Annotated in this window: 11 protein-coding genes; 5 read left to right on the top strand and 6 right to left on the bottom strand. The window is 62.3% G+C overall.

Features of this window, described 5'->3' with window-relative positions; translation table 11 throughout:
* Window positions 1–9 precede the first annotated feature (9 nt).
* Genes AC19YS_RS03595 through AC19YS_RS03585 form a run of 3 tightly spaced genes read left to right on the top strand, consistent with a single transcriptional unit; the run spans window position 10 to window position 920 of the window.
* Window positions 10–204 (top strand): Flp family type IVb pilin, encoded by a 195-nt coding sequence (locus tag AC19YS_RS03595; RefSeq protein ID WP_106577725.1) that lies wholly within the window; start codon window positions 10–12, stop codon window positions 202–204.
* A gap of 54 nt (window positions 205–258) precedes the next feature.
* Entirely contained in the window at window positions 259–453 is a 195-nt protein-coding gene (locus AC19YS_RS03590) for a Flp family type IVb pilin (RefSeq protein WP_106577726.1), read from the top strand.
* Between the two features lie 59 nt (window positions 454–512).
* Window positions 513–920, top strand: coding sequence for a response regulator (locus AC19YS_RS03585; protein ID WP_200624071.1), 408 nt, complete (start codon window positions 513–515; stop codon window positions 918–920).
* Between the two features lie 320 nt (window positions 921–1,240).
* On the opposite strand, the gene AC19YS_RS03580 is transcribed toward AC19YS_RS03585, so the two are convergent.
* From AC19YS_RS03580 to AC19YS_RS03565, 4 genes are all read right to left on the bottom strand, one after another.
* Window positions 1,241–2,923 carry a ShlB/FhaC/HecB family hemolysin secretion/activation protein gene (locus AC19YS_RS03580; protein WP_200625626.1) on the bottom strand — a complete coding sequence of 561 codons (1,683 nt, stop codon included), beginning with the start codon at window positions 2,921–2,923 and terminating at the stop codon, window positions 1,241–1,243.
* Between the two features lie 181 nt (window positions 2,924–3,104).
* The gene (locus tag AC19YS_RS03575; protein WP_500600955.1) at window positions 3,105–4,937 is read right to left on the bottom strand and encodes a collagen-like triple helix repeat-containing protein; all 1,833 of its coding nucleotides are present in this window, start codon (window positions 4,935–4,937) and stop codon (window positions 3,105–3,107) included.
* Window positions 4,938–5,230: 293 nt separating this feature from the next.
* Window positions 5,231–6,079, bottom strand: coding sequence for a MaoC family dehydratase (locus AC19YS_RS03570; protein ID WP_500600953.1), 849 nt, complete (start codon window positions 6,077–6,079; stop codon window positions 5,231–5,233).
* A 2-nt stretch (window positions 6,080–6,081) separates the two neighbouring features.
* Complete coding sequence (locus AC19YS_RS03565) at window positions 6,082–7,434, bottom strand: 3-oxoacyl-ACP reductase (RefSeq protein ID WP_500600951.1); 1,353 nt, start codon at window positions 7,432–7,434, stop codon at window positions 6,082–6,084.
* Between the two features lie 113 nt (window positions 7,435–7,547).
* Here AC19YS_RS03565 and AC19YS_RS03560 point away from each other — a divergent pair, with 113 nt between their 5' ends.
* Together AC19YS_RS03560 and AC19YS_RS03555 are read left to right on the top strand one after the other, a co-directional pair.
* Window positions 7,548–8,825: an acetyl-CoA C-acetyltransferase gene (locus AC19YS_RS03560; protein ID WP_500600949.1), complete on the top strand. Its 1,278-nt coding sequence runs from the start codon at window positions 7,548–7,550 to the stop codon at window positions 8,823–8,825.
* A 135-nt stretch (window positions 8,826–8,960) separates the two neighbouring features.
* Entirely contained in the window at window positions 8,961–9,857 is an 897-nt protein-coding gene (locus tag AC19YS_RS03555; protein ID WP_106577732.1) for a PA4780 family RIO1-like protein kinase, read from the top strand.
* 154 nt (window positions 9,858–10,011) lie between these two features.
* On the opposite strand, the gene cueR is transcribed toward AC19YS_RS03555, so the two are convergent.
* Both cueR and AC19YS_RS03545 read right to left on the bottom strand, forming a co-directional pair.
* Window positions 10,012–10,413: a Cu(I)-responsive transcriptional regulator gene (gene cueR / locus AC19YS_RS03550; protein WP_106577733.1), complete on the bottom strand. Its 402-nt coding sequence runs from the start codon at window positions 10,411–10,413 to the stop codon at window positions 10,012–10,014.
* Window positions 10,410–12,611, bottom strand: coding sequence for a heavy metal translocating P-type ATPase (locus AC19YS_RS03545; RefSeq protein WP_500600947.1), 2,202 nt, complete (start codon window positions 12,609–12,611; stop codon window positions 10,410–10,412). The genes cueR and AC19YS_RS03545 overlap by 4 nt, the downstream gene beginning before the upstream one ends.
* Window positions 12,612–12,628: the final 17 nt, after the last annotated feature.

Here is a 12,628-nt window from a genome sequence, read left to right as displayed (position 1 = left end):
AGCAGTACAATGATCCTTGATCTGTTGATTAAACTTCACGTTCAACTCCAGCTGCTTTTTCATCGCAAGGAAGGCGCCACGGCGATTGAATACCTTATTCTCGTGGCAATTGTAGCGTTGGTGATACTGGCAGCCGGTACTACGCTAGGACCGAAGATCACGTTGTTCTTTGGCAAAATCCAGACCGCGATTACCACAACGTAAACAATGACTGTGCAATCCCTTGCTATGGCGTTCAGTCGCCAGAGGAGAAGTACGATGGTACTTGATCTGTTGATGAAACTGCATGTTCAGCTTCAGTTGCTCTTGCACAATAAAGAGGGAGCGACGGCGATTGAATACCTCATCCTCGTGGCCATTGTGGCGCTGGTTGTACTCGCCGCAGGCACGACACTGGGGCCTCAGATCACGATCTTCTTCGGTAAAATTCAGAGCGCCATTACCACGACGTAAGTTGCAGGCAGCATCCTGTGAGTACGCTCGTTATTGATTGGCAATGCTAGGTAGTACCCATGAATGCTGCATCCGCACCTTTTCGCCAACAAATCCTGTTGGTGGACGACGAAGAAGATGCCCTCGTAGAACTGGCGGAGTCGCTGGAGAACGAGGGCTTCGTTTGTTTTACCGCCACCTCCGTCACCTACGCGCTGCAGGAGCTGACCCTGAACCCCGACATCGCGCTGGTCATCACTGACCTGCGCATGCCTGAGGAAAGTGGCATCTCCTTGATAAAGCGCCTGCGCGAACACACCGATCGCCAACACTTGCCGGTGATCGTGATGTCCGGTCATGCCGAGATGGATGACGTGAGCGACATGCTGCGCTTGCAGGTGCTGGACCTGTTTCGCAAACCCATCTATCTGGTGCGGTTGATCGATACCCTCAACAGCCTGTTTCCGCTGATCAAACACAAACTGTAGGCGCGGGCTTTCTGCGGCGAGAGGCGTGTCCGTGGCGAGCGGGCTTGCCTGTGGCGAGCGGGCTTGCCCCGCGTTGCGCTGCGAAGCGGCGCCTAAACCTGCCAACGCGGTTTTGAAGGGGAAAATGCGGCGACTAGGTCAGGGCCGCTTCGCGACCCAACGCAGGGCAAGCCCGCTCGCCACGGACAAACCCGCTGACCAAAGACAAAGCCAATGGCTACAGACCAACCCACTGGCTAAGGACAAACCACTGGCTACAGACCAACCCCCTGGCCAAAGACAAGTCCATTGGCCAGGAACACGGCTGTTACCGCAAACACTCAAAGTTGATAGCTGAAACTCAGCGTATACCGTGGCCGCCGGTTGAAGCTGTCCAGGGCGATGTCCGACATCGGCTTGGCGGCTTCAAGGGCGATGTTGTAGTACTTGTTGTCGCCAAAGCGCAGTCCCACAGCCGCCGATGACATGTCGTTTCCTTTGACCGGCAGCTCGTTGAACCAGGTTTTGGCGCGGTCGAGAACCACGTAGGGTTGCAGAACCTTCACCCAGTCGCCGGCACGGTTGAAGCTGTAGTTGACCTCATAGGCCACGCCCCAACCCTTGTCACCCGAGGCTTGGTCGTCGGGATATCCGCGGCCGAAATTCTGCCCGCCGAAGGTGGCGCGTTCACTGTCGGGCAAGGTGTCGTCGCTCCAGTAGAACGCCCCCGACAGCACGCCTTGCCAGTTATCGAAAAACTTGTCGCTTTGCACGCCGGACAGGCGCAGGCGGAAGAAGTCCAGGTCAGGCTTGGTGACTTCCAGGTCGCTGCGGGTCGTGGCCCCCAGACCGTTGATGCCTTGGTACAGGCCGGCGCTGAGGATGCGTAATTGGCGAGTGTCGGCTTTGCGCCAGTCGGCCTCGAACGCCAGCGCGCGCAGGTTGGTTTCGATGTCGAAACGGTTGGGGTAGCCCACCAGTTGATAGCGCGTGGTCTGGTCAACGGCATACAGGCGTGTGCCCAGGGTCAAGGATTCGGTGGGTGAGGCAATCAGCGGATGGCTGAGGCCAATGGTGTAGCGATCGATCGCCTGATGCGGCTTGAGTTCGAAGCCGCCGTCCAGCTGTATGTTGCTTTTGGGGTCGGCGCGGTAGCGCTCGGCGCCCACTACCAACTGGCTGCCCTCGGCGTTGATGAACTGGCTGTAGCCCACGCGGTAGTAGTGTTCTTTATCGTCGCCCGGCGGGAACAGGCCGCTGACGTTGAGCTGTTCGCCCATGGACGTCTGGGCATTGCTGGTGGCGGTGAGCAAGGCTTGGGTGCCGCCACGGTTTTCGTCGACCAGGCTCATGCTGGTTGTAAACGGCTTGCGTGTGGCTTCGATGTTCATGTGCGTGGCGCCATCCGTGGTGCCCGGCGGTGGCACTTGCGCTTGCAGGGTTACGCCGGGGATACGGCCCATCAGGGTGGTATAGCGCTCGAACGTCTTGCGCGTGAGAGGGCGTTCAGCCAGTAGTTTTTCTGCGAGTTTATCGACGTAGGCCGACACCGAGCCGATGTCGCCGCTTTGCTGATAATCCTTGATGTAGCCCTCCACCAGTACCACGCGCACCAGGCCGTTTTCGAAGGACTGCTGCGGCAGGAACGCGTAGGACAACAGGTAGCCGTCGTCCTGATAGCGGCGGGTGATGCTGCGGGTGGCTTCGATCAGTTGCGCCAGGTTGGTCTCATGGCCAATCAGCGATGCGTAGGCCTTGGCCGTGTCCGCCAGCGGGTAGACCGTACCGCCCTCGATCTGCAGCTTGCGGATGGTGACTTTGGTGTCCATCTGCAAGGGCTGGTTCTGGGTCGCAGGCGCCTGCGGCACCTGGGTCTGTGGTGTGACCGGTCGATAGGCATCGGCGGGAAGGTTAGGCACCGGCAGGGTGCGAATGGTGTCGTTGCTGTTAAGAAAGCTGGGAAGGGTCTCGGCCTGGACGTAGGCACTGAGGGTAAGCAATAACAACGGCGTCAACACGCGCATAGGACACTCCATGGTCAAACTGCAGCAGCGTTTCGGGCCCGCCGGTTCTTGGACGCGGTGCGGGAGGGCGCGGCAGTCGTTAACGCCAGCCCATAAAAAAGACGAGAGACTTATAAGGGTCTCTCGTCTCAACCAAGCGTAGGCGCTGTAGGGGAGGCCGTCTAATCGGCCAGGTGCAATTCTATTTTTTGCCGGTCAGGCCGTTCAGCAAACCTCCCAGACCGCCGCTTGTGCCTGTGCTTGCACTGCCACTGGCCGAAGTGCTGGCGCCAGCGCCTACAGTCAGCCCACCGAGCAGACCGCCACCACTGCCACTTGCGCCACTGGTGCCACCGGTGACTAAGCCGCCCACTGCGCCTACGGTGTTGCCGACGGCCGTTACGGTGGTGCCTACAGCGTTAGTGATCGGGTTGGCATTGGCAGCGGTCAGGTTGGTGCCGATACCGCTGACTGCGCCGCCGACTTGAGTCACCAGGCCGTTGACGGGAGCGCCGACACCTGTGGTGGTGCCGATGTTCTGCGTCAAGGTGCTAACCCCGGTCGTCACAGGATTGAGTGCCGCACCAACGTTAGTGGCCAGGCCAGCCACCGGCGCTGTAGCGGCGGTGTTGGCGACGCCGGTGCCGCCCAGCACAGTGCCGAGCGAGGCGACCGTGTTGCCCACTGCGCCACCGGTTACACCCGCTGCACTCACAGTGCCGTTGGTGTTGCCGGCATTCAGACCATTACCCACGTTGGCCACCAGGCCACCCACCAGCTCCGGCAAGCCAGGCGCCGCAGCGCCACTGGCTGGGGCGACATAACCACCCGACTTGTCGAGCACGCCACCGACGCCGGTCAGCGCACCGCCGACGATCGTGGTGACCGGGTTGCCGGTGCCGCCGGCGCTGGCAACCTGGCCGCCTAGGCCGGTGACAGTGGCGCCAACTTTATCCAGCACACCATTGACCGGATTGCCCAGGCCCGTTGCCTTGCCGAGGTTGCCGGTGGTGTTTTCAACCAGGGACACCACAGGCACCAGTACTTTGCCGCCAACGGTGTTAGTCAGCGAACCCAATGGGCCCGTGGTACTGGACGTGCTGAGGGTGTCGCCGAGCATCGTGACCGCTTGACCGACGTTATTCACCAACCCCCCCGCCGCAGTGCCGACACCACCGGTCAGGCCGCCGACAACAGGGATGCCACCCAGCGTGGTGCCCAGGGATTTGCCAGCGCCTGAAACACCGGTGCCCAGGTCGGCAACGCCGTTGGCCACACCGGCAACTGTTTTGCCCAGGGAGTTGCTGTCAGTGCCCAATGAGCCCAGACCGGTCGTCACACCGCTGCCGATGCTGGTCACCGCATTACCGGCGGAGGTCACCAGGCCGCCAGCGGTGACGCCGACGATAGGTACGCCGTTCAAGGTCGAGCCAATTTCACCGACCGCTGTACCGACATTGCCCACAGTGGTGCCCAGGGTGCCCGCAATCTGGCCGGTTACCAGTGGGGTTGTAATCGAGCCGGTTCCACCGCCAGTACCACCGCCAGTGCCGCCACCAGTGCCACCGCCAGTGCCACCGCCAGTGCCACCGCCAGTTCCGCCGCCGGTGCCGCCACCAGTGCCACCGCCAGTTCCGCCGCCGGTGCCGCCACCAGTGCCACCGCCAGTGCCACCGCCAGTTCCGCCGCCGGTGCCGCCACCAGTGCCACCGCCGGTGCCGCCACCAGTACCACCACCAGTACCGCCATCTGTGCCACCGCCGGTACCTCCGCCGGTTCCGCCGCCGGTGCCGCCACCGGTACCTCCATCCGTACCGCCGCCAGTGCCAGTTCCGCCGCCAGTGCCGCCACCGGAGCCACCGCCTGTACCGCCTCCGGTACCTGTGCCGGTTCCGGCGCCTGCGTCAGGCGACGACGCGGCGACGCTGCTGTGATGTCCACCGCCACCGCTGCTGCAGCCACCGAGGCTCATCGCCATGATCAGGGCCAGCGCGGTACTTGCTTTCCATAGCACTACTTGAGTTTGAGTTTTCATGATTGAGTTCCCTTGCACCTGTACAACCTTGGTTGTTTTCAAACGCTCGTTACTTCTAGGGATAGCGATACGTTTGTCCGTGGTGTTATCACAGACCCGGGCACTCTTTATCGCAACGCTCAACTTGGTATTAACGATTTATATACGGGTCGCCCGTCAGTGCTTAGCGACTAATGCCAAAGGTATAGAGAAGGGAGGTATATCTGTTTTAAATCAAAGGCTTGAATAAAAAAAGCGGACCTTTAAAGGTCCGCTATAACTTAAGCTATATATATACAATTAATCAGCGTTATTCACGCAATCGGTTGCCACTTTCCTACCATGTGTTCAATGTTGCCGGCGCCCGTTAACAGCAACTCGCCACTGGAACCTGGCGCACTGGCGAGCAACGTTACTTTACTGGGCAGGCGGACCGGCTTTCTGAACTCGACCACGATTTCAATATTGGCCGCAGGCAGGTGTTCACCCAGTGCCGCGAGGGTGCGTGCCGTATTCCAAAGTCCATGCGCGATCGCCTGGGGGAAGCCGAATACCTTGGCGGTTAGGGCGCTCAAGTGAATCGGGTTGTAGTCGCCCGACACCCGGGCATAGCGGCGGCCGATATCGGCGGGAGCTTTCCAGCGAGTCAGTTCGGTGACCTGCGTGGGGCTGGGCAAAGCGTCACTTACCGACTCGCCTTCGAGCTTCACGCCCCGGCAGAGCATCTGGCTTTCGGCTTCCCACAGCAGGCCAAGGGCGTCCTCGACGGTGGTGACCACTTCAAAGGTTGCACCCTTGGCGTGCGGCTTGAGATTTTGCGCATGCACGGCCACCGTCAGCTCGCTGACCGCGCCCAATGGGCGATGGATGCGAATACGGTTGCTCAGGTGAATCAACCCCAGCAAAGGGAACGGGAAGTTTTTTGCGGTGAGCAATTGCATCTGCAAACCGAACGCCAGGATGTGCGGGTAAGTGGCCGGCAGAATGGGGCTGTCAGCAAAGCCGCAGACCTTGCGATAGGCCGCCACGGCCTTGGGATTGACGCTTACCCGGCAGCGCAATCCCTGTTCGGGCAAGGTGCTGCCGGTGATCTTGCGCTTGAGCGCTGCACGCCAGTACAGCGGCGGTAGAAACGGAGTCGTGCCTAAGGTCTGCCAATCCATATTTACGCTCCCAGCAGGCTTTGCCCACACACCCGCAACGCTTGGCCGCTGACCGCTCCGGAACCCGGTTGGCCGAGCCAGGCCACTGCCTCGGCCACGTCCTGCGGCAAGCCGCCCTGGCCCAGTGAACTCATGCGCCGCCCGGCCTCGCGCAGGGCGAAGGGAATGTGCGCGGTCATCTGGGTTTCGATGAAGCCAGGCGCCACGGCATTGATGCTGATCCCGCGTTCGCTCAACAAGGGTGCCCAGGCCTGCGCCAGGCCGATCAGCCCGGCCTTGCTCGCGGCGTAGTTGGTTTGCCCGCGATTGCCGGCGATGCCGCTGATGGACGCCAGCAGCACCACGCGCCCGTTGTCGTGCAGGGTGCCGCTGTCGAGCAGGGCCTTGGTCAGCACCTGCGGCGCGTTGAGGTTGACCGCCAGCACCGCGTCCCAGTATTCCGGGGTCATATTGGCCAGGGTTTTGTCGCGGGTGATGCCGGCGTTGTGCACCACGATGTCGATGCCGTCCGGCAGGTGTTCGATCAATTGCGTTGCCGCGTCTTCGGCGCAAATATCCAGCACCACGGTGCGGGCGCCCAGGCGTGCAGCGAGGGCGTCGAGATCGGCCTTGGCCTGCGGCACATCAAGCACGATCACCTCGGCGCCGTCGCGCGCCAGGGTTTCGGCGATCGAGGCGCCAATCCCACGCGCCGCGCCGGTGACCAGCGCCTTGCGCCCGGCCAACGGGCGAGTCCAATCCTCGACCGGCGTGGCACAGGCTTGCAGGCGGATCACCTGGCCAGAGATGTAGGCGCTTTTAGGCGACAGGAAAAACCGCAACGCGCCTTCCAGCTGGTCCTCGGCACCTTCGCCCACATACAACAATTGCAACACGCCGCCGCTGCGCAGCTCCTTGGCCAGCGAGCGACTGAAACCCTCCAGGGCACGCTGTGCACTGGCTGCAAAAGGATCGCTGAGGCTTTCCGGCGCTCGGCCAAGAATCACCAGGTGCGCGCTGTGGTCGAGATTCTTCAGCAGCGGCTGAAAAAATTCCCGCAGTTGCTTGAGCTGATCGGTGTGCTGCAGGTCGCTGGCGTCGAACACCACGGCCTTGAGCTTGGGGCCGTGTCCGGGGATCCAGGCAGGTGCGGTCAGCGGTGCGGCACCGTAACTGTAAATAGCGTCCGTGAGTTTATTGGCAAACGGCAGCACGTTGGCCGCCAGTGCGCCGCCGCCCAGCAGCAGCGCGCCTTCCACCGGGCGCAGGCGCCCGGCCTGCCAGCGTTCCAGGCGTACCGGTGACGGCAGGCCAATGGCGGCGACCACGCGATGGCCGAGGCTTGAGTTGGCGAAGTCGATATAACGGTCAGACATGGAACGCTCTCCGAAGGCTGGGGTTCAAAGGGTTGACCACCCCGGTGCGGTAGTCGTTCGATCAGCCTAGGCTAGGCTGGATGATTCCACCCACAACCTTCAGGGAGCTTTCCATGACTCAATTGCGCCGTGTAGCGATCATTGGCGGTAATCGCATCCCCTTCGCCCGATCCAACGGCCCGTATGCCACGGCGAGTAACCAGGCGATGTTGACCGCAGCCCTGGAAGGCCTGATCGAACGCTACAACCTGCACGGCCTGCGCATTGGCGAAGTGGCCGCGGGTGCGGTGCTCAAGCATTCCCGCGACTTCAACCTCACGCGCGAATGCGTGCTGGGTTCGCGCCTCTCGCCGCAAACCCCGGCCTACGATATTCAACAGGCCTGCGGCACCGGGCTTGAGGCGGCGTTGCTGGTGGCCAACAAGATCGCCCTGGGGCAGATAGAGTGCGGGATCGCCGGTGGCGTCGACACCACGTCCGACGCGCCGATCGGTGTCAATGAAGGCCTGCGCAAGATCCTGCTGCAGGCCAACCGCAGCAAGTCCATGACGGACAAATTAAAAGTCTTGTTACAACTTCGTCCCCATCACCTCAAACCGGAACTGCCGCGCAACGGCGAACCGCGCACGGGGCTGTCGATGGGTCAACACTGCGAGTTGATGGCGCAGACCTGGCAGATTCCCCGCGCCGAACAAGACCAGTTGGCGCTTGAAAGCCATCAGAAAATGGCCGCGTCCTACGCCGAAGGCTGGCACAACGATTTGCTCACGCCCTTTCTCGGCCTGACCCGCGACAACAACCTGCGCCCGGACCTGACCCTGGAAAAACTCGCCAGCCTCAAACCGGTGTTCGAGCGCAGCGAGAAGGGCACGCTCACGGCCGGCAATTCCACGCCGCTGACCGATGGCGCCTCGTTGGTGCTGCTGGGCAGTGAAGCCTGGGCCAAGGAGCGCGGCTTGCCGATCCTGGCGTACCTGCGCGATGGCGAAGCGGCGGCCGTGGATTTCGTCAACGGCGCCGAAGGCCTACTGATGGCGCCGGTGTACGCCGTGCCCCGTTTGCTGGCTCGCAATGGCCTGACGCTGCAGGACTTTGATTACTACGAGATTCACGAAGCGTTCGCTGCCCAAGTGTTGTGCACGCTCAAAGCCTGGGAAGACCCTGAATACTGCAAAACCCGTCTTGGGCTGGACGCGCCGCTGGGCGCCATCGACCGCAGCCGGCTCAACGTCAAGGGCAGTTCATTGGCTGCCGGGCATCCGTTTGCGGCCACCGGCGGGCGCATTGTCGCCAACCTGGCCAAGCTGCTGGACGCGGCGGGCAAGGGCCGTGGGCTGATTTCGATCTGCGCCGCGGGCGGGCAGGGCGTGACGGCGATTATCGAGCGCTGAGTTGCGCAGAAAAATTGGCATATTGGATGCATTCTTGAGTGCCAAAGGTCGCTAGCCTCTCCCCGAGGCGAGCCGATTGCCGTATAACGAGTGCCATACGCGTGTTTGGTAATAAAGGACCCACAATAAAAGCTGATGAAGACTCCTAAACGCATTGAACCCCTGATCGAAGACGGTCTGGTCGACGAAGTGCTGCGCCCACTCATGAGTGGTAAAGAAGCAGCTGTTTATGTGGTGCGCTGCGGCAACGAATTGCGTTGCGCCAAGGTTTACAAGGAGGCGAACAAACGAAGTTTTCGTCAGGCGTCCGAATACCAGGAAGGCCGTAAGGTCCGTAACAGCCGCCAGGCCCGGGCCATGGCCAAAGGCTCCAAGTTCGGCAAGAAAGAAACCGAAGATGCCTGGCAGAACGCCGAAGTGGCGGCGCTGTTCCGCCTCGCCGGTGCGGGCGTTCGCGTGCCCAAGCCGTACGACTTCCTTGAAGGCGTGCTGTTGATGGAACTGGTGGCCGACGAGTACGGCGATGCGGCGCCACGTCTGAATGACGTGACGCTGGAGCCGGACCAGGCGCGTGAATACCACGCCTTCCTGATTTCCCAGATCGTGCTGATGCTGTGTACCGGTCTGGTGCACGGTGACCTGTCCGAGTTCAACGTGCTGCTCACGCCGACCGGCCCGGTGATCATCGACCTGCCTCAGGCGGTGGATGCGGCGGGCAACAACCACGCGTTCAACATGCTGGAGCGGGATGTGGGCAACATGGCTTCCTACTTCGGGCGCTTTGCCCCGGAGTTGAAGAAGACCAAGTACGCCAAGGAAATGTGGGCGTTGTACGAAGCCGGCACCTTGCACCCGGCCAGCGCGTTAACCGGCGAGTTCGACGAGCCGGAAGAGTTGGCGGACGTGGGCGGTGTTATTCGCGAGATTGAAGCGGCGCGGTTGGACGAAGAGCGCAAGCAAGCGATTCGCGCGGCGGATGATGCGCCACCGACCAAGACCGCGGAAGAACCGCCGCCGCCCTGGATGCAGTGATCTAACAACGGGCCTTCGGCCTGGGGAAGAGCTGACGTGGGAGCGGGCTTGCTCGCGAATGCGATGGATCAGTCAAATGATGTATGACTGACACTACGCATTCGCGAGCAAACCCGCTCCCACATTTAGTTCTGAGGTGCCTGATCAGCATTGATCAGGCGCAACAGCTGCCAGACGCCAACTCCTTGAGAATCGGGCAATCGGGCCGATGATCGCCCTGGCAGTGCTCCACCAGGTCCTGCAATGTGTCGCGCAGTTGCCCCAGCTCCAGAATCTTCTGGTTCAACGCCTCGATGTGCTCGCGCGCCAAGGCTTTTACATCGGCGCTGGCGCGCTGGCGGTCTTGCCACAAGGTCAGCAGCTTGCCGACTTCCTCCAGCGAAAACCCCAGATCCCGCGAGCGTTTGATAAACGCCAGTGTGTGCAAGTCGTCGCTGCCGTACACGCGGTAACCGCTGTCGGTGCGGTGGGCGGCTTTAAGCAGGCCGATGGATTCGTAGTAACGAATCATCTTTGCGCTCAGCCCGCTCTGACGGGCGGCTTGGCCGATGTTCATGGGCGTTGATCCTCCAAATCCTTGGGCTTCCAGGTTTTCAACAGTAACGCATTGCTCACCACACTGACGCTGGACAGGGCCATGGCCGCGCCCGCCAGCACCGGGTTGAGCAAGCCGAATGCCGCCAGTGGGATGCCGATCAAGTTATACACAAAGGCCCAGAACAGGTTCTGGCGGATTTTTGCATAGGTCTTGCGGCTGATCTCCAGCGCGGCCGGCACCAGGCGCGGGTCGCCGCGCATCAAGGTGATGCCCGCCGCGTGCATCGCCACGTCGGTGCCGCCTCCCATGGCGATGCCGATATCGGCAGCTGCCAGGGCCGGAGCGTCGTTGATGCCGTCGCCGACCATCGCCACTGGGCCGGTCTTTTTCAGCTGCGCGACGATGGCGGCTTTGTCGGCCGGAAGTACTTCGGCGTGTACATCGTCGATGCCCAGTGCCTCGGCCACCACACGGGCGCTGCCGCGGTTGTCGCCGGTGAGCAAGTGGCAGCTGATGTGCCGGGCCCTGAGTTGTTCCACGGCCTCCAGTGCGCCGGGCTTGAGCGTATCGCCAAAGGCGAACAGGCCCAGCACGCGCGGTTGCGCGCCTCGTTCGATCAACCAGGACAACGTGCGCCCTTGGGCTTCCCACGCGCTGGCGGACGCCGCGAGGTCACCCGCGCTCAAGCCGTTTTCTTCCAGCATCCGGCGATTGCCCAACGCCAGTTGTCGGCCGTCGAGGGTGCCCGCAATACCGCGCCCGCTCAGCGCTTGGCTGGCCGTCACATCTGGCACGTTCAAGCCTTGTGCGTTGCAGGCATCCAGCACGGCTTTGGCCAGCGGGTGCTCGCTGCCACGCTGCAGTGCGCCGGCGCGTTGCAGCAGCAGCGACTCATTGCCATCCACCGCTGCCAAATGCGCAATTTTCGGCGCGCCGGAGGTGAGGGTGCCGGTCTTGTCAAAGACCACGGCGCTGACTGCATGGGCGCGTTCCAGAGCTTCGGCGTCTTTGATCAGGATGCCATGGCGCGCAGCGACGCCGGTGCCGGCCATGATCGCGGTGGGCGTGGCCAGGCCCAACGCACACGGGCACGCAATCACCAGCACCGCCACGGCATTGATGATCGCGGTTTCCAGCGGCGCACCGTAGAGCCACCAGCCCACCAGGGTGATCAGCGCCAGTACCAGCACGGCGGGCACAAACACCTGGCTGACCTTATCTACCAGTTTCTGGATCGGTGCCTTCGCCGCCTGGGCGTCTTCCACCAGACGAATGATGCGTGCCAGCACGCTTTCGGCGCCCAGCGCCTGGGTACGCACCAGCAACCGACCTTCACCGTTGATGGCGCCGCCGGTGACCTTATCGCCGGGCTGTTTCGGCACCGGCAGGCTCTCGCCGCTGATCAAGGCCTCGTCGGCATGGCTTTGGCCTTCCATCACTTCACCGTCCACCGGGAAGCGCTCGCCGGGTTTGACCAGCACCCGGTCGCCGAGCTTCAACGCGCTGATGGCGACGTCTTCTTCGCGGCCGTCCAGCACTCGAATTGCCCGCTCCGGGCGCAAGGCTTCGAGGGCGCGGATGGCGCTGGCGGTCTGGCGCTTGGCGCGGCTTTCCAGGTATTTACCGAGCAGCACCAACGCGATCACTACGGCCGAGGCTTCAAAGTACAGGTGTGGCATGTTGCCAGCGGGCGTGGTGAGCCATTCATAAATGCTCAGGCCATAACCGGCGCTGGTGCCGATGGCGACCAGCAGGTCCATGTTGCCGGCGCCAGCGCGCACGGCTTTCCATGCGGCGCTGTAGAAGCGCGCACCCAAGATGAATTGCACCGGCGTAGCCAGGGCGAACTGCACCCAGGCGGGCAGCATCCAGTGCAGGCCGAAGGGCTGCACCAGCATCGGCAGCACCAGCGGCAGGGCCAGCACGATCGCCAACAGCAGCGACCAACGCTCGCGATGCAGGCGTTGGGCTTGATTGGCGTCGGTGGTGGTTTCGCTTTGTGGCAGGTTGGCGGTGTAGCCGGCCTTGTCGACGGCGGCGATCAGTACGCCGGGGTCCATTTGGCCCAGCACTTGGACGTGGGCGCGTTCGTTGGCCAGGTTGACGCTGACACGTTGCACTCCCGGCACCTTGCCCAGCGCGCGCTCGACACGGCCGGCACAGCTGGCACAGGTCATGCCGCTGATGGGCAGCTCAAACGTGGTCGATCCATTCATGGGGCAGTCCTCCAGAA

The sequence above is a fragment of the Pseudomonas sp. MF08831 genome (genome assembly GCF_059862645.1).
The sequence above is the reverse complement of the archived record's forward strand: the minus strand, read 5'-3'. Positions and strand labels throughout refer to the sequence as shown.

Excerpts from the sequence above, each read along its gene's own strand:
- AC19YS_RS03565 (WP_500600951.1), bottom strand. The coding sequence starts at position 7,434 with ATGTCTGACCGTTATATCGACTTCGCCAACTCAAGCCTCGGCCATCGC.
- AC19YS_RS03560 (WP_500600949.1), top strand. The coding sequence starts at position 7,548 with ATGACTCAATTGCGCCGTGTAGCGATCATTGGCGGTAATCGCATCCCC.
- AC19YS_RS03570 (WP_500600953.1), bottom strand. The coding sequence starts at position 6,079 with ATGGATTGGCAGACCTTAGGCACGACTCCGTTTCTACCGCCGCTGTAC.
- AC19YS_RS03595 (WP_106577725.1), top strand. The coding sequence starts at position 10 with ATGATCCTTGATCTGTTGATTAAACTTCACGTTCAACTCCAGCTGCTT.
- cueR (WP_106577733.1), bottom strand. The coding sequence starts at position 10,413 with ATGAACATCGGCCAAGCCGCCCGTCAGAGCGGGCTGAGCGCAAAGATG.
- AC19YS_RS03555 (WP_106577732.1), top strand. The coding sequence starts at position 8,961 with ATGAAGACTCCTAAACGCATTGAACCCCTGATCGAAGACGGTCTGGTC.
- AC19YS_RS03545 (WP_500600947.1), bottom strand. The coding sequence starts at position 12,611 with ATGAATGGATCGACCACGTTTGAGCTGCCCATCAGCGGCATGACCTGT.
- AC19YS_RS03580 (WP_200625626.1), bottom strand. The coding sequence starts at position 2,923 with ATGCGCGTGTTGACGCCGTTGTTATTGCTTACCCTCAGTGCCTACGTC.
- AC19YS_RS03575 (WP_500600955.1), bottom strand. The coding sequence starts at position 4,937 with ATGAAAACTCAAACTCAAGTAGTGCTATGGAAAGCAAGTACCGCGCTG.
- AC19YS_RS03590 (WP_106577726.1), top strand. The coding sequence starts at position 259 with ATGGTACTTGATCTGTTGATGAAACTGCATGTTCAGCTTCAGTTGCTC.
- AC19YS_RS03585 (WP_200624071.1), top strand. The coding sequence starts at position 513 with ATGAATGCTGCATCCGCACCTTTTCGCCAACAAATCCTGTTGGTGGAC.